18 protein-coding genes are annotated in these 23,265 nt (G+C 57.7%); 17 read left to right on the forward strand and 1 reads right to left on the reverse strand.

The annotated features are described in order from the left end of the window. Positions 1–276: 276 nt before the first annotated feature. On the forward strand, positions 277–1,239 hold the full coding sequence (locus JL05_RS13050) for a hypothetical protein (protein ID WP_033632651.1): 963 nt from the start codon (positions 277–279) through the stop codon (positions 1,237–1,239). A 50-nt stretch (positions 1,240–1,289) separates the two neighbouring features. On the opposite strand, the gene JL05_RS13055 is transcribed toward JL05_RS13050, so the two are convergent. Then, complete coding sequence (locus JL05_RS13055; RefSeq protein WP_015378393.1) at positions 1,290–1,724, reverse strand: DoxX family protein; 435 nt, start codon at positions 1,722–1,724, stop codon at positions 1,290–1,292. A gap of 1,610 nt (positions 1,725–3,334) precedes the next feature. On the opposite strand from JL05_RS13055, the gene JL05_RS13060 reads away from it, so the two are divergent. From JL05_RS13060 to icmH, 16 genes are all read left to right on the forward strand, one after another. Then, the gene (locus tag JL05_RS13060) at positions 3,335–4,300 is read left to right on the forward strand and encodes a type VI secretion system protein TssA (protein WP_004935378.1); all 966 of its coding nucleotides are present in this window, start codon (positions 3,335–3,337) and stop codon (positions 4,298–4,300) included. A gap of 24 nt (positions 4,301–4,324) precedes the next feature. Next, positions 4,325–4,882 (forward strand): type VI secretion system contractile sheath small subunit, encoded by a 558-nt coding sequence (gene tssB / locus JL05_RS13065; protein ID WP_004935376.1) that lies wholly within the window; start codon positions 4,325–4,327, stop codon positions 4,880–4,882. After that, positions 4,879–6,405, forward strand: a complete 1,527-nt coding sequence (gene tssC / locus JL05_RS13070) for a type VI secretion system contractile sheath large subunit (protein ID WP_004935371.1) — start codon at positions 4,879–4,881, stop codon at positions 6,403–6,405. Before tssB ends, tssC begins: the two co-directional genes overlap by 4 nt. Before the next feature lie 231 nt (positions 6,406–6,636). Beyond that, positions 6,637–7,161 (forward strand): Hcp family type VI secretion system effector, encoded by a 525-nt coding sequence (locus tag JL05_RS13075; RefSeq protein WP_004935369.1) that lies wholly within the window; start codon positions 6,637–6,639, stop codon positions 7,159–7,161. A gap of 81 nt (positions 7,162–7,242) precedes the next feature. Beyond that, positions 7,243–7,689, forward strand: a complete 447-nt coding sequence (locus JL05_RS13080; protein ID WP_015378391.1) for a type VI secretion system baseplate subunit TssE — start codon at positions 7,243–7,245, stop codon at positions 7,687–7,689. 11 nt (positions 7,690–7,700) lie between these two features. Next, positions 7,701–9,542 carry a type VI secretion system baseplate subunit TssF gene (gene tssF / locus JL05_RS13085; protein ID WP_033632652.1) on the forward strand — a complete coding sequence of 614 codons (1,842 nt, stop codon included), beginning with the start codon at positions 7,701–7,703 and terminating at the stop codon, positions 9,540–9,542. Then, complete coding sequence (gene tssG / locus JL05_RS13090; RefSeq protein WP_033632653.1) at positions 9,535–10,563, forward strand: type VI secretion system baseplate subunit TssG; 1,029 nt, start codon at positions 9,535–9,537, stop codon at positions 10,561–10,563. Before tssF ends, tssG begins: the two co-directional genes overlap by 8 nt. Before the next feature lie 16 nt (positions 10,564–10,579). Beyond that, the gene (tssH, locus tag JL05_RS13095) at positions 10,580–13,165 is read left to right on the forward strand and encodes a type VI secretion system ATPase TssH (RefSeq protein ID WP_033632654.1); all 2,586 of its coding nucleotides are present in this window, start codon (positions 10,580–10,582) and stop codon (positions 13,163–13,165) included. 64 nt (positions 13,166–13,229) lie between these two features. Further along, the gene (gene vgrG / locus JL05_RS13100; RefSeq protein ID WP_033632655.1) at positions 13,230–15,491 is read left to right on the forward strand and encodes a type VI secretion system tip protein VgrG; all 2,262 of its coding nucleotides are present in this window, start codon (positions 13,230–13,232) and stop codon (positions 15,489–15,491) included. 12 nt (positions 15,492–15,503) lie between these two features. Beyond that, the gene (locus tag JL05_RS13105; RefSeq protein ID WP_033632656.1) at positions 15,504–17,729 is read left to right on the forward strand and encodes a DUF2169 family type VI secretion system accessory protein; all 2,226 of its coding nucleotides are present in this window, start codon (positions 15,504–15,506) and stop codon (positions 17,727–17,729) included. Continuing rightward, the gene (locus tag JL05_RS13110) at positions 17,719–18,873 is read left to right on the forward strand and encodes a pentapeptide repeat-containing protein (protein ID WP_235363142.1); all 1,155 of its coding nucleotides are present in this window, start codon (positions 17,719–17,721) and stop codon (positions 18,871–18,873) included. The genes JL05_RS13105 and JL05_RS13110 overlap by 11 nt, the downstream gene beginning before the upstream one ends. Further along, on the forward strand, positions 18,866–19,480 hold the full coding sequence (locus JL05_RS13115; protein WP_033632657.1) for a DUF3540 domain-containing protein: 615 nt from the start codon (positions 18,866–18,868) through the stop codon (positions 19,478–19,480). The genes JL05_RS13110 and JL05_RS13115 overlap by 8 nt, the downstream gene beginning before the upstream one ends. 6 nt (positions 19,481–19,486) lie before the next feature. Continuing rightward, complete coding sequence (locus tag JL05_RS13120) at positions 19,487–19,852, forward strand: PAAR-like domain-containing protein (protein ID WP_033632658.1); 366 nt, start codon at positions 19,487–19,489, stop codon at positions 19,850–19,852. Positions 19,853–19,861: 9 nt separating this feature from the next. Continuing rightward, positions 19,862–20,368: a type VI secretion lipoprotein TssJ gene (locus tag JL05_RS13125; protein WP_033632659.1), complete on the forward strand. Its 507-nt coding sequence runs from the start codon at positions 19,862–19,864 to the stop codon at positions 20,366–20,368. Between the two features lies 1 nt (position 20,369). Continuing rightward, positions 20,370–21,728 carry a type VI secretion system baseplate subunit TssK gene (gene tssK, locus JL05_RS13130; protein WP_033632660.1) on the forward strand — a complete coding sequence of 453 codons (1,359 nt, stop codon included), beginning with the start codon at positions 20,370–20,372 and terminating at the stop codon, positions 21,726–21,728. Beyond that, a complete protein-coding gene (icmH, locus tag JL05_RS13135) occupies positions 21,725–23,236 on the forward strand; it encodes a type IVB secretion system protein IcmH/DotU (RefSeq protein WP_004935328.1) in 1,512 nt (503 codons plus the stop codon). The genes tssK and icmH overlap by 4 nt, the downstream gene beginning before the upstream one ends. Positions 23,237–23,265: the final 29 nt, after the last annotated feature.

A 23,265-nucleotide genomic window follows, 5' to 3' on the forward strand; every position in this document is an offset into this window, starting at 1 on the left:
GACTGGCTATTCATTATGCTGGTTTAAACCTGATTTCCGGTGGGGGACAGTCTGACCCCGCGGTGGCTTCCTCTTTTTCTACCCACATTTCCTCGTCGCTCGATAAGAAAATAGGCGCGACTTCTTCTCAAACTCTCCTCATCGTTCGATCGGCTGCAGCACAACGCAAACGGCGGGCCGTCGTCGATGGCGGGTGTCACGATAGCGTCTCCGGTTGATGGCGCCGTTTGCTGTCCACCGTTGGCTTACAACGATGAAGATTTGAAGGAGAAGAGCATGTTGAAACGTTTTGCGTTGCTGTGCGGGTGCCTGTTCGGTGCCCATGCGCTGGCGGCCGGCCCCAACGCCAATATCAAGTATTACGGCTATGACTGGCTGGACTTTTATGAAACCGCCACGCCGTCTTTCAGCGCCACAGAGGCGCTTAAGGCGATTACCGGCACCGGTTTCAGTATGACCAATCTGAACGTGGTGCACACCCTGGAAAGCCTCAATCTGCCCGTTTGCGCCGAGGGAACATGCGCCGTGAACATACAGGCCGGCTCGGGGGCGCTCTCGGGATCGCCGTTTATCGATATCTGCTCCGGCGCGGACTCGAACAGCAGTTGTCAGGCCGCAGGTTCCTGGAATGCGATCTGGACGGTGGTGAAGAAGATCGCCGAAACCAAATATAAGCCCGGCGCCATTTATTTTATCGATGAGCCGTTCGATGTTCCGGCCTTACAGACGGCAGGAAAATATGACGCTTACCAATATTCCAGCTATGTTTGCACCCTGCGTCAGGCTATGCAGCAGTATGGGATCGCGATCCCCATTTACACCATTTTGTCCTACCGGCATGCCAATAACGCCGAATTGATCCGTGAAATGCAGCAGGGCGCGCCCGCGACCGCGTGTCCGAGCAATGTAAAAAGCACGCCAGATTGGGTTGGGGTGGATAACTACAATTGGTCGGTGGCGGATATGTGGAGTACCTACAATCGCCTGGCGCCGATAAGCGCAGCCGGACAAAAGTGGGTGTTGGTACCGCCTTCTACGGCATCGTTAGGAATGAACGACCAGCAACTGCATGCGCAAATTCAACTGTATTGGGATTTCATTAATCAATATCCGACTGCGCCCGTGGTTTACATCATGAACTGGCGGTTTGATCGCGCGGTCACCGAGAATCGCGCGGCCTTCCCCGAATCGACCGCCTTATTGTCTTTCATGGCGAACACGCTGCTCACCCAACCTTAAGCGAGCAAAAAGGAGGTTCAAACCAAGAACCTCCTTATTAATGCTACCGCTTACCGATAGGCTTCATTCCGCGCGATCGCGTATTTGCCGCTGCCCAGCAGCAGGATGGCGAGTCCGCCCATAAAGAACACCAGCTCGTTTTCAATGCCCCAGGCGCCGACGTCGGTGACGGTGAAGACCTTGCCGGTGCCCACCATCAAAAACGCCACCACCAGCGTAAAGGCGTAAACCAGCGCGGCGGGGCGGGTGAACAGCCCCAAAATGATCAGTATCGGCGCCAGGATCTCCCCCACATACACGCCGTAGGCGATGAAGGCGGGTAGCCCCTGTTCCTGCAACGCCCCGGCGATCCAGCCGACGCCGTGCTGAATCTTCGCCACGCCGTGAAACAGCATCAGCCCGCCGAAGGTTAGCCTGAGCGCCAATTTGCCGGCGTCCGGGTGGTCAAAAAAGCGAGTGAATGCCGCATTGAGTGACTTAACCATGGCTTTTTCTCCTGAATAGGAATGATTTTCAATCAATATATCAGTCGGATGAATGCGAAAGCTGTTCTGGATCAGGAAAACGGCGGGCTTGGCGTTAAATCGCCGGGCGAGGCCGGCGGTGCGGCCTGATTTTTAGGTGGAATGACCTGTGCGCACGGGCCGAAACGGGGGATGAGAAAAGTCATCGGCAGAGGTGGCCCGCCGCGTAGCCCATCTCTTTTCTGTATGTGCTGGCTACCCGATTTGCGTTTTCATCAAGGATTGTCAAAGGACAGGCAACGTAAAGATTCATAAGGTTTTTTTGCAGCAATGAAAAGGTGCGCGTTTTCGCTTTAATAACCCAATAGAGTTACCTTTATTTTTATTTTGAACCGCTAAATCATTAACGCTTTTTTCGGCCTTTTTATTGGGAATTATCTTGCTTATTTTGCCTTGCGAAAGTTGATCCTGTGGGGCGTACGGCCAGTGGCGGGTTTTATTTTTATAGATTTTCTTATTTTTTGATGACAATTCAATGCCGAAGAGAATGAGGGAGATTGACTGAGGGGGTTATGAGGGGGGTGTAAATTCCCATGAACTATTTTTCCTGGCGTAAAAGTAATCGATTCAGCGCTGTTTTAAGTTATTGAATTGTTTGTTTTATGTATATTGATTTGTTATTTTTTTATTAAAAAAATAATATTTTTTCTTGATATTGGGTTTGCCTTTGCTAGTATCAAATTAGTGGTCTTATCAGTTAGGGAAACATTTCTTGTATATGGAACAGATCGCTGGTCTTAACACGGTTCCTGTCGTTGCAGCGCTTACGTGGTTATTTTGCCGTTATAGTAAATGATATCTCTAATGCCACTTTATTCTGCGAGACTCTTTACCGCAGTGATGCTTTTGCCGCGGTAAGCCGTATGAGAACACACACAAAGGGGAATTGAATCTTAAATGATTCTGATCATTACCCTGAGTTAACTATAAAAGAATGATGCTTTATCCACCAGGCTGTTTGTGTACCAATAGGTATTCGGTGCACCACGGCGGAATGTTAATCTGTGCTTTAGCTTTAAAATTAATAATCAAAACTCTCGCCAAATTGTTTATTTTCACACTAGGTTTCGCATGTGTAAGTACTGAGTGCTGGAAATGAAAGTCACACTGCCATCGTTTTCTATTGATCATTGCGTGCTACCCGCTTGCAAGAAACGACTGGCTGTCATGGTTTTATGAAAAAATTTCACTATTTACTGTGGTTATCATTTGCTAATTAAATTATTTGTATCCAGTGGTATTACTGGAATTATCCTACCAAGGATGAAACGTTGTTTTTAGGGCAGTTTTTGATTTTTTTCCTATTCTTAGCTTGCATAATTATCGGTTGCAATTTATTGATTTTGAAAGAAAAAAATAAATATGTAAATGTAAAATAGTTTAAACCGATCACTGTGATTCTATTGATAGGTTCAATCTATTATTGTTGTTAATATTAATACATCTAAACAATTTGCGAGCTTGGTGACGACTAACTTACGCTAAAAGGACTCTGGGAAAGACTGGCGAACGTAAAAGCCCGCTTTATTAGGCTTTATGTTTCTAGTGCTGATTGAAAAGGATATCAGGCCATGAATGAAGTCATCTCAACGGAAGTGAATGGCGTCGAATTTGATCCACGATACAGTGAAATTGAATTCACGCTTTCGGAATATGACAGCCAAACCGATCCGCTTAATGCCGTAGACAATGCGCGTGATATCAATTGGCACGCCATTCGCGAGCAGTCTGCCGCGTTGCTGGAACAGTGCTTCGATTTACATGTCGTGCTGTGGTTTATGCGCGCCAATCTTCATATCGACGGTTTTTCGGCCTTCTACCAGGGCATTAAGGATATTGACGCCAAATATGCCGAGGAGGGCGCCACCATTTTCCCTCAGGCGGACATGGAACCCTCATCGGACAGCTTTCATGCGGCCGCATTAGGGTGGCTCGCCACATCGTCCTGTCTGCACGAAATCAAGAACAGCAAGATTTTTCCCGACACGCCGTTAACCACCGACGAGCTGCTGAATATGCGGCTTGACGAGCAGGAAGGCAAAAGCCTGCATTTTTCGGAGGTGGTAAAGGTGCTGGGGCAAGCCGACAGTTATTTTGCCGGCAGAAATCTGCCTTCGCTGAAAGAGCAATTGGCGCTGGAAATCGATGCGCTGGAGCGCGTCGAGAATTACGCCAATCTGCAGGCTGAAGATTATCGTTTGGACTGTCGGCAGGTGCGCGACTATTTGAAACAGTTCAGCCGCCAGCTGGCTTCACTGGAACAGCAGGAATTGCCGGCTGAACGGGATGACGCGGAGATTGACTCGCCGGATGCTGACGCGCCTGTCGCCATGCCCGGCAAATATATCCGTTCCCGGCAGGATGTCATCTTGCTGTTGGATCAGGTTTTGGACTATTTCCAAAACTATGAGCCCAGCCATCCGGCCCCCATTCTTATTCGACGTTCACAAAAAATGATCGGTATGGACTTCGCGACGATTGTTGAGGAGCTTTTGCCGGAATCTCTGGCCTCGTTAAATCAATTGTCCGGGAAGTAATTTTTATCACAAAGGAGTTTTCCAATGGCTAAGGACTCAAGCTCTCAGAAATTTATCGGTAAAAATAACGCGCCGCGCGTGCAAATTGAATATGACGTAGAGCTTTACGGTTCACAAAAGAAAGTGGAGTTGCCCTTTGTTACGGGGGTCATGTCCGATCTCTCTGGGCATCGGAAAAAGCCTTTGCTGCCGATCGAAGAGCGGAAATTCCTGACCTTCGATCAGGACAACTTCAACGATCGCATGCGCGCCATCAAGCCTCGTCTGCAATTTTACGTAGAGAACACCCTGAGCGAAGACGATGCGTTGCTGGACGTGGAATTGGAGTTTGAATCGATGGATGACTTCACGCCTGGCGCCATCGCCAAACGGGTTCCGCAGATGCAACGCCTGCTTGAAGCCCGGGAGCATCTCACGGAGCTGATCACCTATATGGATGGTAAATCCAGCGCGGAAGAGGTGGTGAAGAATCTGCTGGAGAAACCCGATTTTCTGCATCGTTTAGTGACGGATGCGCGTAAAACGGTCGCGGATGCGGAACAGGATGTGCAGGATCCCGGCAATAAAGGAGATGAGGAATGAGAGCGAGGCAACGACGCTATTCGGCTAAGCAGCAGGCTACGGCAGTCGCTGAAGTTGAAACGCAGGACACGGAAAATGAGCTTGACGGTTTGCTCAAGCGTTCATTCCGGCCCAGAACGAACGAGGCTTCGGAAGCGGTTCGTCGGGCTATCGGCACGCTGTCCGAATATGCCAACAAAGGCAAGGTCAAGGTCAGCCAGGATGTCGTATTGACCATTGAATCGTTGATTGCCCAGATCGACGAACAGCTTTCGCAACAGATGAACAATATCTTGCACCACAAGGAGTTCCAGAAGCTGGAGTCCGCCTGGCAAGGTCTGAGTTATCTGGTCGATAACACCAACGTCAGCGAAACGCTCAAGATCCGGGTGTTGAACATCAGCCAGGATGAGCTGACGCGCAATTTGCGCCGCTATCGGGGCTCCGCCTGGGATCAAAGCCCGGTGTTCAAACAGATTTACGAACAGGAATATGGTCAGTTCGGCGGCGAGCCGTTCGGTTGCATCATCGGCGATTTTGAATTCGATCACAGCCCGATGAGCGTCACGCTGCTGACCGAGTTGGCGAAAATTTCCGCGGCGTCGCACTGTCCGTTCATTTCCGCCGCGTCGCCGTCGCTGCTGCAGATGAGCAAGTGGAACGAACTGGGCAACCCGCGGGATATCGGCAAGATTTTCACCACGCCGGAATATGCGTCCTGGCGCCGCCTGCGCGAAAGCAACGACTCGCGTTACCTGGTGTTGACGATGCCGCGTTTCCTGTCGCGTTTGCCTTACGGGGCGAAAACCAACCCGATCGAAGAGTTCGCTTTCGAGGAGTCCGTCAGGCCGGATGTGGATGATGATTTTTCCTGGGCCAACTCGGCGTATGCGATGGGCGTCAACATCAACCGCGCGTTCCATGAGTACGGCTGGTGTTCGAAGATTCGCGGCATCGAATCCGGCGGCTCGGTGGAAGAACTGCCCGCCTACGCGTTTCCTTCCGATGAGGGCGGATATGAACTGACGTGCCCGACGGAAGTGGCCATTTCCGATCGGCGCGAGCAAGAGCTTTCCGACGCCGGGTTCTTGCCCCTGGTCTATCGCAAGCATTCCGATTTCGCCGCTTTTATCGGTTCTTGCACCATGCACGCGCCGGCGAAATACGAGGATCCCGACGCGACGGCCAACGCCAAGCTGTCTTCGCGCTTGCCTTATATTTTCGCCACGTGCCGATTCGCGCACTATTTGAAATGCATCGTGCGCGACAAAATCGGTTCTTTCCGGTCCAGGGACGATATGCAGCTGTGGCTGAATGACTGGCTGATGAACTACGTCGATGGCGATCCTTCCGTATCGACCGAGGCGACCAAGGCGCGTCGTCCATTAGCCGCCGCCGAGGTGCGCGTTGAGGATGTGGAAGATGATCCGGGTTATTACCGCGCGCATTTCTATTTGCGCCCGCATTACCAGTTGGAAGGCATGACCGTGTCCTTGCGACTTGTATCAAAACTTCCGTCAGCCAAAAAAGATGGGAGCAGATAAGTTACGGCTGGTCATTGGTTTGGATATTGCCGACGTTAATTATTAAATGGCGTTGGTGGGAATTGATGTTTCATTGAAATTTAGTGGCGCTGTTTTTTACGCTATTGCTATTTATTAATGGCTAATGGGTTCTCATTGTCGCTATTTCAATGATCGCGTAGGCAATATAACGACTTATCTGAATAGACTTTTCAATTAACGAAGTAGACCTATCAGTCAAGGAGACAAAAAATGAGCACGAAAGCTTTAGTAGACTATTTTTTGAAAATTGAGGGTGTTGATGGTGAATCACCCGACCAAACCTACCCTGGCTGGATTCAGCTGCAAGCCTGGCAATGGGCGGAAGAAAACGCCGGCCGTTGGGGGTTCGGAAGCGGCGGTGGTTCAGGCAAAGTCGAGATGAAAGACTTTGAGTTTCGCATGGTGAGCAATAAGGCTTCGCCGAAACTGTTCCTGATGTGCGCCACCGGCGAGCATATTCCTCAGGCAAAACTTGTTTGCCGTAAATCAGGCCAGGGTCAGCAAGACTTCATTGCCGTGACCTTCAGCAACTGCCTGGTTTCCTCATTCAAGACCGTGGGTAATATGCCGCTGAATTCCACCATCGGTACTGAAATCGATACCGTGCTGCCAACCGACGTTATCAAGCTGAATTTCGCACGTATCGAAGTTGAGTACAAAGAGCAAAACAATGATGGCTCCATGGGTGCGGTCATTAAGACGGGGTATGACCTCAAGCTTAATGCCCGTATCTGATCATTGATGTCACAACACTAATTGCAGGCTGTCTGCCCGCAGCGATTGCGGGCAGACATAAGCCTTATCGCGAGGTGTTAAATGAAAGCGTCATTGCCCATGCTATTCGATAAGCTCAGCGTGAGACATCAAAGCGCCAGCGCCGATAATTGGCGGCGTGTTTTGGTGCGTGATATCGAATTTTTACTGAATGACGCATCGCGCAGCGCTGATTTGAAACTTCATGATTATGCGCACAGCGAAAGCTCGGTATTGAATTATGGCCTGCCGTCGCTGAGCCAACGCATACCGATTAATACCGATCCGTTAACGCTGGCGAGACATATACAAAGAATCATTACTTCATTTGAGCCGCGTCTGGATCCGAAAACGATTCGTGTGGTGCCTGTAGTGAATGAACGCCAATCGTATGTGCTGGCGATTTTATTCGATATTTATGGCACCTGCTCATTACCGGGTGACGAAATGCTGGTTAATTTGCGCATCGCTCTTGATTATTCCTGTGGCGCCGTACACGTATTTGATTAATAGGGGTGACTATGTTCAGTGAGCGCTTTCTCCAATTATATAATGATGAGCTGCGTTATTTTCGCGAGGCCGGTCGTCAGTTCGCCTCTTCTCATCCCCAGGTCGCCCAGCATTTAGGCATGCATATCGACGGCGTGCTGGATCCTTTCGTTGAGCGTCTGTTGGAGGGCTCCGCGTTCCTTTGCACCCGCATCCAGGAAAAGCTGAACAATGAGCAGCCGGAATTTGCCCTGCAAATGCTCTCACGCCTGGCGCCGCTGTGGTATACGCCGGTTCCCGCGATCGCCACCGTCGCGATTAAGCCCGATCTCTCTTTTCCCCAGTGGCACAGCCAGGTTGACCTGCCGCGCGGGAGCCGCATGACCCTCAACGATATCTCGCTGAACAACAAACCCGCCACGTTCACCACGGCGCGGCATATTAAAGTGCAGCCGGTTGAGATTTCACTGGCGGAATGCGAGATTTTGCCGCCGCACCATTTGCCTGACGGCGCCGCCAGACACATGCAGGATTGCTCGGCCTACGTCAGGATATGCCTGACGACGCACGGCGTGCTTCCCGTCTCGGAGCTGGATCTCGAGCCGCTGCACCTGACGCTGGCGGAAGATACGGTGCGGGCCAATCAACTGCTGGCCGCGTTGCTTAATCGCACCTTGCGCATCGTGCTATGGGCGAAAAGCGACGACCGGCCAATCGTCAAAGTCCTGCCGCCGGACAGCTTGCACCTGGGCGGCGTCAGCGATGAAGAAGCCTTGTTGCCCACCGTGGTGGGGGAATTGCCCGGCAACCGGCTGATGCGCGAATACTTCGCCGCGCCAAGCCGCTTCTTCAGCCTGGAGTTGCATGGCGTGCAGGATTTTCTGCGTCAATGTGAACGCGTTCACGAGTTCGAGATCTTGTTCGCGCTGGAGCAACGCCCACTCACTCTGATCGGTCGCGTCAACGCCAGGGATTTTCATCTTTTCGCGACCCCGGTCATCAACCTGTATCGCCGCCATTGCTCGCCGGTGCTGCTGACGGATGAGCGCACGGAGCACCAGCTGGTGGTCGATCGTTTGAACACCTCGCTGTATGAGATACACAGCGTAAAACAGGTGAAAGGCATGCTGCCCGACGGCAACCCGGTGATTTTCTCTTCGCTGCAGGCCGACGTGCAGTACGACTGCGAGCGGGAGCCGGCCGGTTATACGCTGCACCGTCGCCGGGAGCCGTCGCCCTCCAAGTACAACAATCCGCACCTGCCCAACGAAGATACCTTCATCGCCATCTCGCCGGGCAAAAGCGGCATCGACATCGACGACATCACGTCGCTCAGCGTCGAGGCGCTGGTCTGCGAACGGCATCTGGTGCCGGCGCACCTTCAGCAGCCGCATTTCCAGCTGGAAACGGCGATGCCGATCCACCAGGTGGAGATCGTCCGCTACCCGAGCAACCCGGTCGCGGTGCCGAACATCAGCCAGGCGTGGCAGGCGATTCAGATGCTGGCCTCCAATCCTTTGCGCCATGCGCGCCCCGACGTTCAGGATTGTTCGGCGCTGTTGCGCGACTGGCTGTCGTTGTTCTGCCATCAGGATGACTCCAGCCAGCGCAAGCGCATCGCCAGCATCAAAAACGCCTGGGTGGAGCACCACTTCGAGCGCAATCAGGGGCCGGGGCCGCTGGCCTGGATCCGCGGGGCCGAGATCGCCGTCAACTTAAGCGCCAACCATCATGCCGACCACGGCGCCTATCTGTTCGGCAAAATATTGCACCACGCGTTGAGCCAATACGGCGACCTGAACCAAACGTTAAGCATGAAGCTGTTGCTGGATGGGGAAACCCACGCCGACTGGGGGGCGCTCTACTATGGCTGATATGTCGTTGATGCGTGAAACGGCGCTCTCGTTGGAACAGGCGCCGACGCCGGGGGCGCAAAGCGAAAGCGCGGGCCAGGCCGAAATCCGCGGGCTGTCCAATCGACAGGATTTTTTCGAGCTGCTGCGGCGTATCGAACGCGCGCAGCCGGATGCGCCGCGGCTCGGCGTCTCCAACGATCGCAGCCGCGAAAGGCTCTGCATTACCCAGCCGGCGGATATGGCGTTCGCTTCGCGTGAAATCGCCTCTATCGTGCAGCGCCCTAAGCAAGTGCTGATTCAGGCGCGGCATTTCGGCATGTTCGCCCCCTACGGCCCGCTGCCGATCCATGTGACCGAGCACGCGCGCACCGAAGTCATCGCCAGACGCAACCAGGCGTTCCAGCAGTTCGTCGGCATCGTCAGCCAGCGCTTCGCCGTATTGCACTACCGGGCCTGGGCGCAGCTGAAGGCGATGATCGGCCATGAGCATGACGATGACAAAAACCCGTTCTTGCGCCATTTGCGCCAGACGGTGGGCGTCGATACGGCGCTGATGGTGAACCCGCATGTCCAGCGCCTGCGCGAGGCGTATCCCGGCACTTATCTGCCCGGCCGCCGCTCGCTGCGGCAGCTCAACAAGATGTTGGCGGCCTACTTCGCCGTTCCCATCACGATTACGCCGCGCTACGCCAAGTGGATCGACGACGGCAAGCAAAGCGGCAGCCAAAAGTTGGGCAAGTTGGGCAGCACGCGCATCGGCAGCCGCTTTTTCGATGCCCAGTACGGCGCGCATATTCAGATCGGCCCGCTGGGGGCCCCGCAGTATCAGCAGTATCAGCGCGGCAGCCGGCGGCTGCAGGCGCTGGTGAGCATCTGTCATGACTTCACGAGCCATCAGCTGATGCTGGACGTCAGCCTGCTGATCGCCACGGAGCCGGGCATGGCGGCGCAGCTGGGCGGCAAGTCGCTGAGTAAAGACAGCTGGCTGAAACCTAAGACAGGGACGTTTAGGCAGCTGGTTTATCAATCAACAACTTAATATAAGGAAATTTAAGGTGTATCAACGAGAACGTCTTTTTTCGCGATTGGGCCACTTTGCTTATCAGTCATTCGTCGAAGCGACCAAGCTGTGCCGAACCTTCAGGCACGAATACGTGGAGCTGGAACACTGGCTGAAAGTCCTGGTGGACAAGGAGCGCGGCGACCTGCCGCTGATCCTGGCGCACTACGCCATCAACAGTCAGCGCATCAGCGATGCGTTGGATCGCATTCTGCATACCTTGCCGAACCGCACGAATGCGGTGGTGGATCTGTCGACGCAACTGGAAACGGTGGTGGAAAGAGGGCTGCTGATGAGCCAGCTCGCCGAAACGCCGTCCGGCGGGGTGCGCACCATTCATATCCTGGTCGGCATTCTGCAGGATCCCACGTTGCAGCGCAGCCTGTACCGGCTGAGCGACGAGTTCAAAAAACTGCCGATCCCGCAGCTGTTCGACGATTATCCGGCGATTCTGGCGGAGTCCGTCGAGCATGAGGAAGAGGAAGAAGAGGTCTACAGCGCCTACGGCGATGCGCCGGAGGCGTCCGAGACGGTCGATATTCTCGATAAATGGTGCGCCGATCTGACCCGCCAGGCGCGCGACGGTGAAATCGACCCGGTGATTGGCCGCGAAGCGGAGCTGCGCCAGGTGATCGACATCTTGCTGCGTCGCCGGCAGAACAACCCGATTTTGGTGGGCGAAGCCGGGGTCGGCAAAACGGCGGTGGCGGAAGCGCTGGCCTGCAAGATAGCCCAGGGGCAGGTGCCGCCGCTGCTGCAGGGCGCCCGGCTGCTGTCTTTGGATCTGGGGCGCATGCAGGCCGGGGCGAGCATGAGGGGCGAATTCGAATCGCGCCTGAAAGCGCTGATCGACGCCATCGCGCATTCGGCGGTGCCGGTGATCCTGTTTTGCGACGAGGCGCATACGCTGGTGGGCGCCGGCGGGCAGGCCGGCACCGGCGACGCCGTCAACCTGTTGAAACCGATGTTGGCCAGGGGGGCGCTGCGCATGGTGGCGGCGACGACCTGGTCGGAATACAAACAGTTCATCGAGCCGGACGCCGCGCTGACGCGCCGTTTCCAGTACGTGTTGGTTTCTGAACCCGACGAAGAGAATGCGGTGAACATGATGCGCGCCATCGCCCCGCATTTTGCGCAGCACCACAGCGTCAAGATCCGCGAGTCGGCGCTGCAGGCCGCGGTGCATTTGTCGCTGCGCCATCTGCCGTCGCGGCAACTGCCGGACAAAGCCATCAGCTTGCTGGACACCGCCTGCGCGCGGGTGGCGCTGAGCCAGCATGCGCTGCCTGAAAAAATCGAGTCGCTCGAGGCCGGGTTGGCGGTGAAGCGCACCGAAATGAACGGCCTGCAGGAGGAGAGCAAATTCGACGATCTGGCGCTCAGCCGCATCACTGAATTGCAGCAGACCCTCAGCGACATGGAAGGCGAACTGGCTGCGCTGCGTCAGCGGCAGGCGCAGGAGCAACAGGCGGTCACCACCTTGCTCGACGCGGAGCGGCAGTCGCCGGAGCGCTTGCCGCAGTTGGCCTCCGAGCTGGGAGCCTTGCAAGACGGCGGCCTGCCGTTGGTGTATCCGTGGGTGGATGACCGCGTCGTGGCGGAGGTGTTGTCGGATTGGACCGGCATCCCCACCGGCCGCATGCTGCAAAGCGATCTGGACAATGCGCTCAATCTCAATCAACTGCTGAGCCGCCAGATATTCGGCCAGCAGACGGCGATCGATGAAATCGCGCAGGCGGTGCGCATCTCCCGCGCCGGCATTCAGGCGCACGATCGGCCATTGGGCGTTTTCATGCTGTCCGGCCCGAGCGGCGTCGGCAAAACGGAGACCGCGTTTGCGCTGGCGGAGGCGATGTACGGCGGCGCGCATAATCTGATCGTCTTCAATATGAGCGAGTTTCAGGAATCGCATACCGTTTCCACCCTGAAAGGGGCGCCGCCGGGCTATGTCGGCTACGGCAAGGGCGGCAAGTTGACGGAGGCGGTGCGCCGCAAACCTTATTCCATCGTCTTGCTCGACGAATTCGACAAGGCGCATCCCGATATCCACGAGGCGTTTTATCAAGTCTTCGACAAGGGCGTGATGGAAGACGGTGAGGGCCGCATGATCAGCTTCCGCCAGTGTTTCATTTTAATGACGAGCAATATCGGCGCCGGCGAAATAGAAGCCACGCTGGCGGAAACGCCGGATCTGAAAACCGAAGCGCTGCGGCCGATGCTGCACGACGTGCTGGCGCGCTTCTTCCCGGCGGCGCTGTTGGCGCGCATGAACGTCATTCCCTACGTGCCGCTTTCTACCGAAGCGATAACCCATATCGCCACCAAACAGATTTCGCGTTTACAACAGCGTTTGCACAAAGAAGTGGGCGTGTCGCTGGTGCTGGAAGGCGACATTCCAGGCTGGATAGCCAAACGCATCAGCGCCCATCCTTCGCGCGGCAGAGCGGTCGAGTCGCTGCTGCAGCAGGCGATTTTGCCGCCCATCAGCAATGAAGTGCTGCAGCGCAAACGGACGGGACAGGAACTGCAGAATATCCAACTCATGGTCGAGAACGATAGTTTAAGTGTTTATTTCGACTGATTTTTAATTTGCCGCCGGCCCGTAAACGCGGGGCGGGGTTCGATATCGGATCAGAGAGGTTGTTATGCCTTTAATCGAAATTGATAACCCGGTGTTAGCCGAATTAAATGCGTTTCCACTCAGCTTCACCACCAAAGAAGGGTTGTCGAGCAACTCGCAATATACGCTCGAATTCGAATGTGAACAGGCGGACGTTGATTATGAATCTCTGCTGGGTCAAGGGATCAGCATTCAAATAGAAAGGCCGGATTTCGGCGCGCGGCCGTTTTACGCTTACGTGATCGGCGCCTCCGATTCGGGGCAGCATCAGGATAAGTTCGTTTATAAGCTGGAGCTGAGCACCTGGCTGTGGTTTTTGATGCAGAACCGCAACAGCCGCATTTTCCAGGATTTGAACGTGCTCGACATCATCGAGCAAATCTTCTCGCGCTACGGTTTTGCCGACTACCGTCTGGATATTCAAGGCACTTATCCGACGCGTGAATATTGCGTGCAGTTTTCCGAAACGGATTTCGCGTTTATCAGCCGCCTGCTGGAAGACGAAGGCATCTGGTATTACTTCGATCACGCCGAGGATAAACACACGCTGGTGATCACCGACCGGCAGAATTTCGACGATCTGGATTTTGGTTACGCCGTGTTGCCGTTCATGCCGGACAGCGAAGAAAACCGCGCCATCCGCGAAGGGATCCAGCGCATCCAGCGCTCCCGCAAAGTGCGCCCGAATGAAATCGTGCTGCGCGACTTCGACTTCCAGAACCCGCGCAAGAACCTGCAAACCAAGGTGGAAGAGAGCCGCCTCGGCCTGCAGAACACCCCGTTGGAGTGGTACGACTACGCGGCGGGTTATGTGGATACCGAACGCGGTGAAAACCTGGCGCGGCTGCGCCTTGAAGAAATGCAAAGCGACGGCCATCTGCTGTTTGGCGAGAGCAACGCCGTCGGGCTGATGGCCGGCAAGGATTTCTCCTTGATTTTGCACCCGGACGCCAACCGCAACCGCCGTTTCAAGCTGACTCGCTGCGACTATGTGTTCGTGCAAGACGGCCCGGACAGCAGCAGCGACGGCCGCAACGTCACCTGCCGTTTCAATGCGTTGAACGACGACGTGCCGTTCCGCCCGCTGCGCGAAACGCCAAAACCGCAGATGCCGGGCATCCAGAGCGCCACCGTGGTCGGCGCGCCCAACTCCGAAGTGCATACCGACAAATTTGCGCGCATCCGCGTACATTTCCACTGGGATCGCTACAAAACCACCGAGGAAGACAGCTCTTGCTGGATCCGCGTGGTGCAGGCCTGGGCGGGGAAAGGCTGGGGCGTGATCGCCATGCCGCGCGTCGGTCAGGAAGTGCTGGTGACCTATGTCGACGGCGATCTCGATCGTCCGATGGTGACCGGGATTGTGTATAACGGCGACAACCCGCCGCCTTATCAGTTGCCTGAATACATCAACTACTCGGGCATGGTGTCGCGTTCGCTGCGCTTCGGCAAGCCGCAGCATGCCAGCCAGTTGACCTTCGATGACAACCGCAACAACGAACGCGTCATGCTGCATGCCGAACGCGATCTGCAAACCACGGTGGAGCGCAACCAGGCCACCGAGGTGGGAATGGACAAGTTCGACATCATCCGCCGCACCTTTACGGACTGGTTCACCAACCACGTCTCTTACAAGGATTACGTCTTCAGCATTACCGGGTTTGACGCCTCGATTAAAGGCGTCAGCGCGTCGATGACCGGCGTCAGCCTCACCGCCACCGGCGTGAGCACGTCATTTACCGGCGTCAGCACCTCGTTCACCGGCGTAAGCACGTCATTTACCGGCGTCAGTACTTCGTTCACCGGGCTGAGCACGTCGTTTACCGGGCAGAGCACCAGCTGCACCGGCGTGTCGAACTCGATGACCGGCGAAAGCAACTCCTTCACCAGCATCAGCAACAGCATGACCGGCGAAAGCAACAGCTACACCACGGTCAGCACCAGCCAGACCGGCAGCAGCACCAGCTTTACCGGCGTCAGCGTCAGCACCACCGGATCGTCGACCAGCACCACCGGCTGCAGCATCAGCACCACCGGATCGTCGACCAGCACCACCGGCTGCAGCATCAGCACCACCGGCAGCAGTGTCAGCACCACCGGCAGCAGTGTCGGCACCACCGGCAGCAGCGTCAGCAGCACCGGCAGCAGCGTCAGCAACACCGGCAGCAGCGTCAGCAATACCGGCAGCAGCAGCAGCACGACAGGGGTGTCGATCAGCTATACCGGCGCGTCACTGTCCGAGACCGGCGTCGATTTGAAAAAAGTCGGGATGCAAAGCAAAAACTAACGAGGCGCGGCAATGAGAATCATACGGCCACAGCAATTGGTGGCGATTAAAGGAAGTTACCAGATCGGGACAGACAGCCGGCTCGGCATCAGCGTCGTGGCCGGGTGCTACCTGTCCCGGCCTGAACACTTCGTGAACGAAGCCGAAATCTGGGAGGCGTGGAAGCGCGTGCCGCTCAGCCTGCCGATATTGGATGTTGCCGAGCCGAAGCCGTTCGCCGAATACCTGATCGCCGGCCATGCCGGCATCGGTCAGCCGGTGAAAACGCTGAATGTCAGCGCCGACATCGGCGGGCTGAAGCGCCGTTGGCGGGTCGAGGGCGAGGGACGGCGCGGCGCGATGGAGGTGGAACCCTTCCTCAGCGTGCCGCTGGATCACACCTCCGCCTGGGGCGGTAAAGACAACAAGGAGAACCCGTTTGGCCGCGGCTGCAATGACGGGCTGCGGCCGCTGCTGATGACGCTGTCCGCCGAGGGGACCGCGCAGGAGCGCTCTCCGCTGGCGGCGCCGGCGCCGGTGCCGCACGAGTTTGCGCTGCGCAAGGCGCACATCGATAAGGTGGCGGGCCAGATCGCCGGCAAAGCCTATCTCGAGACGGCATTCCCCGGGCTGCCGGCCAATATCGATCGGCGTTATTTCCAGATGGCGCCGCCGGCGCAGTGGTTGCCGGAAGCGGCGTGGCCGGATCGGGTGCCCTTCGAGCTGCAGGGCGTCGGCGCGCAAAGCGAGGCGATTCGCGGCGAGCTGCCGGCGGTGCGCGGACGGGCGTTCATCCGCCGTCACGATAGCGACAGCCTCGAGGAAATCGAGCTGCAGCGCAAAACGCTGTGGTTCCTGCCCGACAGCGACATCGCTTTGCTTATCTTCACCGGCAATGCGCCGTTGACGCACCTGCTGGACGAGTCCATCGAGTCCGTCATGCTGGCGTTGGATCGCTGCGATGCGCCGCGCTCGTTCGACTATTTCCAACAGGTATTCCGCAAGCGCAGCGATGATGACGCCTCGCCCTTTGAGTTTCTGTTCGATCCGGATCTGATGCCGGCGGAGATGGGGTTGAACGTCATCCAGGCGGTGTCGGATCACCCCAGCGACTTGCGTTACGATCCGTCGCCCACCTCTCTGGGCGATTCCGCCGTGTTCTATCGACGCATCCGCGAGGCGATCGCCTTGCATCAGCAACAAACGGCGGCGGAGCCCGCTTCCGTGACGCTGCCCGATGTGCCGGATCTTCCCGCCGAAGACGGCAATGACGCGTTTTTCCCCGATAGCGCGACCGTGGAAGGGAAGACCTTCAGCGGTTTGCGCTGCGAGGCGCTGTCGGGCAGGCATTTTCTGCAGTGCCGCTTTGAGCGCTGCGATTTCTCGCAGGCTTCTTTTGAGAACTGCACCTTCGAAAACTGCGTTTTTGATGCGGTCAACCTGACGCAGGCGGCGCTGCGCCAGATCCGCATGATCTCGTGCACGCTGCAAAAGCCGTTGCTGGCGGAAAGCGTGTGGCAAGAGGCGGTCTTCGAACGGGTGACGCTGGCGGAGCCTCAGGGGCAAGGGCTGCGCGCCGACCACGTGAAGCTGGATAACTGCGTTTTCGAGCGGGGTGATTTCACCGCGAGCCGCTTTGAACACGCGGCGATCGGCAACGGCATGTTTAATGGCGCGACGCTGATCCGCGCGCAGTTTCTGCAAGGCGAGCTGGACGCGTGCGTGTTTAACCGCTGCCTCGCCGAAGAGGCGGTTGCGCTGGAGATGACGCTCACCAAAAACTCGTTCCTTGGCGGCAACTGGCGCGGCGTACGCTTCGAACGCTGCCGCGTCGAGAGCCTGACGGCGGGCATGCAGGCGAACTTTTCCCACGCCGTGTTCAGCGATAGCTGTTTCACCAAAGTGGGATTGAAAGCGGCGCGTATGGAGAGGTGCCAACTGCAGTACAGCGTTTTCACTGAATGCAACTTTGACGAGGCCGATCTGACGGCCTGCGCGATCGCCGGCTGCGATCTGGCCGGCGTGCGGTTTAAAGACAGCCTGTTGACGCACTCACGTTGGCAAAACAGCAGCGCTCAGCAAGGCCTGTTTTATAACGCCGATCTGCGCGATGCGGCATTTGACCAGTGCAATCTGGCGGCGGCGCATCTGGCGATGACCTGGCAGGACGCCGGCACGCGGTTCAGCGGTTGTCTGCTGGAGCGCGCGTGTTGGGTGCCGCGCAGAATCATTCATGGGGACTATGCGCATGAAAACTGAAAGCCGCGTGATTCAACAGGCGCTGCCTGACCGAGAGGCGATCGAACTGGAGGTCGCCCAGGCGGTGGCGCAGACGCCGCCCATGCCGCGGATCTTCAAGAAACGCCGGTTTCACGATCGCGAGCTGAAAGGGTTGACGCTGAGCGACTGCTTTTTCATCGACTGTCATTTCGAACGCGTCACGTTTGAAGGCTGTGATTTGCGGGCGGTGCGCTTTGAGGGCTGCACCCTGCAGCAGGTCAACGTGGTCGGCGGCAGCCTGATGAGCCTGTCGTTCAACGAATGCCGGTTTGACAACCTGACGCTGCAACAGGGGCTGCTGTGCAATTTGGCGTGCAACGACACCGCGCTGCAGGGGTGTTACGTCGGCGATTGTCTGCTGGATGACTGCGGTTTGATCCGGTGCGAGGTCAACGGCGCGGAAATTGAACGCAGCAGCCTGGGGCATCTGGCGGTGCAGTCCAGCACCCTGACCAACCTGATGTTTCATCAGGACGTGATACAGGACGCCAACTGGTACGCCTGCCAACTTAGGCAGTGCCTGTGGCAGGCGTCGACCCTGGATCGTCAGGTGATGGGCAGTTGTCAGCTGGAGACGTGCAGTTGGCAGACGATCGCGGGGCAGGCGCGCATCTGGTTCACCTGCCGCCTGTCGGGCTGCACTTTGGCGCAGCTACAGCTGCAGGGCGCCAGTTTTCACCGCAGCGAGCTGGAGGCGTGTTCGTTCGCCGACAGCGATCTGACCTCGGCGATCTTCGCTGAAGCGCAGGCGCTGCGCTGCGATTTCGAACGCGCGACGCTGACCCTGGCGCAGGGGCAGAAGGCCCGGTTCAGCGAATGCGCGATGGGCGGCGCCAACTGGGGGCGCGCCATCCTGACGCAAGCGGAATTCAGGGCGTGCGATCTGGCGTTAGCCAATCTTGAGCAGGCCGAACTGCGGGAAGCGAACCTGATCGAACAGCCGTTGACCGCCGCTCAGCAACAGAGCGCTCGCCTGCATGGCGCGCAGCGTCATCGCGCCGAAAACGTGCCGCTTACCGCCGATCCGTTCTTGAGTGCGATCGACGCCTGGTATGCGCATCAACAACCGGGGCCGCGGCAACCGTCGTATCAACGGCCAACAGGAGTAAGCAGATATGTATAAGTCCAGAAGAGAGCATCAGAAGGTCTATGCCAACGCCAGGGTGACGCCTTTGCAGTTGGTGCGCAGCGCTCCGCTTGCCGAACAAGGGGGGCGCAAGGTGGTGACGCTGGCGGCCGACGCCAACGGCGGTCTGTATGTCGACGGCATGCGAGCCCATTGTCTGGCGGTCGCCACCAGCTGTCTGGTTCAGCCGCTGGCGGGCGATCGCGTTTGCGTCATCGCCGACGGCGATAAGTTGGTCATCACCGAGATCTTGTCGCGGCAACAGGCGAACGCCGTCATGACGCTGGACAGCCGCTGCGCCAACTTGCGCATCGTGGCGCCGGAGATCGAGCTGCAGGGCGGCAAGCGGCTGACGTTGCGCAGCCCGCACTTCACGCTGCTGACGCGCAGCAGCCGTTGGGTCGCCGAAACGCTGCACCAAATCTCTCAACGCCTGTTTGTGCGCAGCAAGCACGCGAGCCGGCGGGTGGAGGAAACCGACGAGGTGCTGGCGAAGCACATCATTCAGGATGCGCGGCAATCCCTCGTCATCACCAGTGAAATTGGTTCCCTGAAGTCTTCGGCGGTGCTGAAGATCGACGGCGGCCAGATACATATGGGGTAAACCACCATGACTGCAGCCAATAACAACATGGCCGGGATCAGCTTTGCCGGCTGTGACCCGATGATACCGGCGCCGGGCCCGAACACCGCGCCCAACAGCACCGGCATACCGAACGTGCCTAACTATTTCCTATGCGGCGGCAATGAACAGAATCTCGGCAGTATTCGCGCGGCCACCGTCGATTCGGGCGGGGTGATCGGCGCCGCCTCCGGGACGCATTCGGCCCAGATGCAGCCGGTGCAGGGGTCGGGCAAGTATTTCACCGGCGGCATGCCGGTCACGCGGCTAGGCGATTCCAGCACGACGAACAATAACAACATGGTCGCCACTCAGGTCGCGCCCAGCCAGACCAAATGTTTCGTTAATGCATAGGAGTTCAGCATGGTGAAAACGCTCCGGGGGATGGCGACAGGGGGACTGTTGGCGGTGGGGATGCTCGGCGGATGCAGCTGGTTTTCTCACGATGAGGCTGTGGATGCGGGGCGCCGGTTGCGGTTTATCGACGTCGAGGTGACCGCCAACGACAACGTAAACCCCAATGCCGCCGGGGAGGCGCAGCCGGTCAAGGTGTGCGTGATAGAAACCAATCGCTCGGGGTGGATGCCCGAGGGGATTGGCGACGGCGCTCCTTGCCGCGAGACGGCGCCGTCGGAAGGGGCGCTGAGCCGGCACCAGAGCATTTTGCAACCGAGGGAGACGTTGCGATATCGCTTCGAGGTGCCGGCGGGGCAAGAGCGATGGGTCGTCGTCGGGGCGGAGTTTCAGCAAATCAGCGGCGTGTTGCCGCTCGCCGAGCAAAAGTCCCCTGCGCAGGCTGATTCGCAAATGAAGGTGATGGTGGGGATGACGTCACTCAGCATAGTGACTAACGACAAAATGGATGAATGACATGTTACCTAAACAACGCGTCGCCTGGGTAGAAGGCATGTTGATGGAACCGCAGCATTTCCAGCAGCAGGAACGTTTTTTCGAGCACTTGATTGAAGCGCGCTTGCGCAGCGTCGAAACCTTCACCTGGGGGTTCCTGACGCTGGAGATCGACAACGGGCTATTGGAACAGGGCAAGTTTGCGCTGAAGAAAGCCAAGGGCGTTTTCCCCGACGGCACGGCGTTCAGCATGCCTGAGGATATTCCGCTGCCGCCGCCGCTGGTGCTGGGAGAAGGCTGCCAGGGGAAAGTGGTGTGCCTGTCCGTGCTGATGGACATCGCCGGCAATGCCCAGATCGATCTTATCCAGGATGCGCGAAAAAGCAGCCGTTTTCGCACCATGGACGCCGAGGTGCCGGATCGCAACCACGGCGTCAGCCTGGAGGGAACGCCGCGCGTGTGCACGATGCAACTGGGCAGCCTGGTGACGCGGCTAAGCCTGGAGGACGCGGTCAGCAGCGCGGAAAGCGTGCTGCCGGTCGGTTTCGTGCGGGAGATCACCAGCGATCGTCGGGTGCTGCTGGATGAGCGCGCCTTGCCGCCGATGCTGGATTTCCGCGCCATCGGCTGGCTGCCTGCTTTCACCACCGAATTGCTTGGGCTGATCAGCCAGCGTCTGGAGTCGGTTTTCCGCCCGGACGTGCATATGACGATCGGCGGGCTTTCCGAGCTGCTGGAGTTGCTGTTGCTGCAAACCTTGAGCGAGTTCAATTTGCGCATCAGCCAACTGCTGGCCAGCCCGCAGGTGCATCCTGAAACCCTGTTCGACACGTTGCTGAGCCTGCTGGGGCGGCTCAGCATCATTCCCGGCGGCGAACGCCTCTGGGATCGGGCCGATCTGGTGTATCTGCACGATGAACCGCACAACTGCTACTTCCAGCTGTTCGCCTCGATTCGCCGCGCGCTGTCGCTGGTGATCGAAGCGCCGGCGGTGGCGTTGCCGTTTGTCGATCGCGGCGACAGCATTTATCTGTGCCCGAACGATTCGCAGCTGCGCCTGGAAAAACTGGTGTTCGCCGTCAGCTGCGGTTTGTCCATCGAGCATCTGCGCTCGTATTTCCCCGCACAGGTCAAACTGGGGCCGGTCGAGAAAATCATTCAGCTGATCGATCTGCAATTACCGGGCGCTCGTTTGCTCCCGATGGCTTCGCCGCCACGGCACATACCGTATTACCCGAACAGCATCTATTTCGAGGTTGATCATGCCGACCCGATTTATAAGGAAATGATGGCCGGCTCGGCGATGGCGCTCAGCATCGTGGGTGATTTCCCCGACCTGCGTTTTGACGTCTGGGGATTAAGGCAAGGGAGGGTGGGATGAACGAATTTGAGAGAAAAATACGCGAGGCGATGGCGGTAACGCGCAACAACGCGACGCCGCGCCTTCCCGCGTCCGGCTCCGTGGGCAAAACGACGGCGGAGATCGCCGCGCTGTCCTTCGGCGCGCGGGCGCTGGCCGCCAAGCTGCGGCCGGGAAGCGCCGGGGTGGCGACGCCCCCCGAACCCAAGCCTTATGAGGCTGAAAGCGTTGCGCCGGAAAGCAGCGAGCCCGCGCCGGGCGAGCGCCCGGCCGAGGCCGCGCCGACCTCGAGCGGGCTGTTCGGCCGCGCCGCGCTGAGCAAGCCCGGCGTGATGATGGGCCATTGGGACAACCCGCTGATCGCCGCCGCCATCCCGGTTCTGCTGCAGGTGGAGCGGGTGCGCGATCAGAAACAGCTGAATCCGGGCGCGGTGCGCGCGCAGATCGTGCGCGAGATCCAACAATTCCAGCAGACGCTGCTGGCGGATCACATCGCGCCGAGCGATGTGGACAAGCTGGCCTATCTGCTGTGCTCCTACGTGGATGAGTGCTGCATGAGCACGCTCGAATCCGGCGAACTGAATCTCAGCCTGCTGGTGGAGTTTTATCGCGACGCCTGGGGCGGGGAAAAGTGCTTCGAGCATCTGCAGGCCTATCTGGCCGCCTCGCCGCGCAACAAGGAGATCCTGGCGTTTTACGATCTGATCCTGTCGCTGGGCTTCGAAGGGCAATATCACGTGATGGAACGCGGCGCGGTGTTGTTGGCCGACGTGCGCAACCGTCTTGATGGCTATCTGTATAGCCAGAACCCGACGCAGACGCTGGCCGATGCAGAGCCGAGCAAAGTGGTGCGCAAGGCGACCCGCATCACGCCGCTGAAGCTGCTGTGCTACGGCCTGGCCATCGCGCTGCTGGCGTATGCCTCGGCCGCCTGGTATCTGCACGATCAGTCCCGCGCGCTGCGCAACGCCATTTTGGCCTGGACGCCGCCGCAGCCGCGCAAAATCAACATCATGGAGACGCTGCCGCAGCCGCTGCCGCAAATCCTCAGCGAAGGGTGGCTGGAGGTGCGCGCCGATCCGCGCGGCTGGCTGTTGATCTTCACCTCTGACGGCGCATTCGCCACCGGGCAGTCGAAGCTGTCGGAAGAGTTCAAAAAGAAACGCAACATTGAGCGTTTGGGGGAGGCGCTGGCGCCGTGGCCGGGCGATCTGGAGGTCATCGGGCATACCGACAACAAACCGTATCGCAACACCTCCAACAACTCCAACCTGAAACTGTCCGAGGCTCGCGCGCAGACGGTGGCCGACAAGCTGCGCGAATCCTTGGCCAACAGTAAATACAACCGCACCGTGACATCGGTCGGCAAGGGCGATCAGGAGCCGCTGGACGACAACGCGACGGAAGAAGGGCGCCGCCGCAACCGCCGCGTGGACATCCTTTGGAAAATCGGCGAGAGGGAGATGGCTTCACCGTCTGCAACGTTAAATCAGGCAGGGGTAGCCGCCGAGGTCCCCGAGGATAACTAAGACATCCGCCGGCGTAGAGATAATAAGGA

Source organism: Serratia nematodiphila DZ0503SBS1, from assembly GCF_000738675.1.
GTDB lineage: Bacteria > Pseudomonadota > Gammaproteobacteria > Enterobacterales > Enterobacteriaceae > Serratia > Serratia nematodiphila.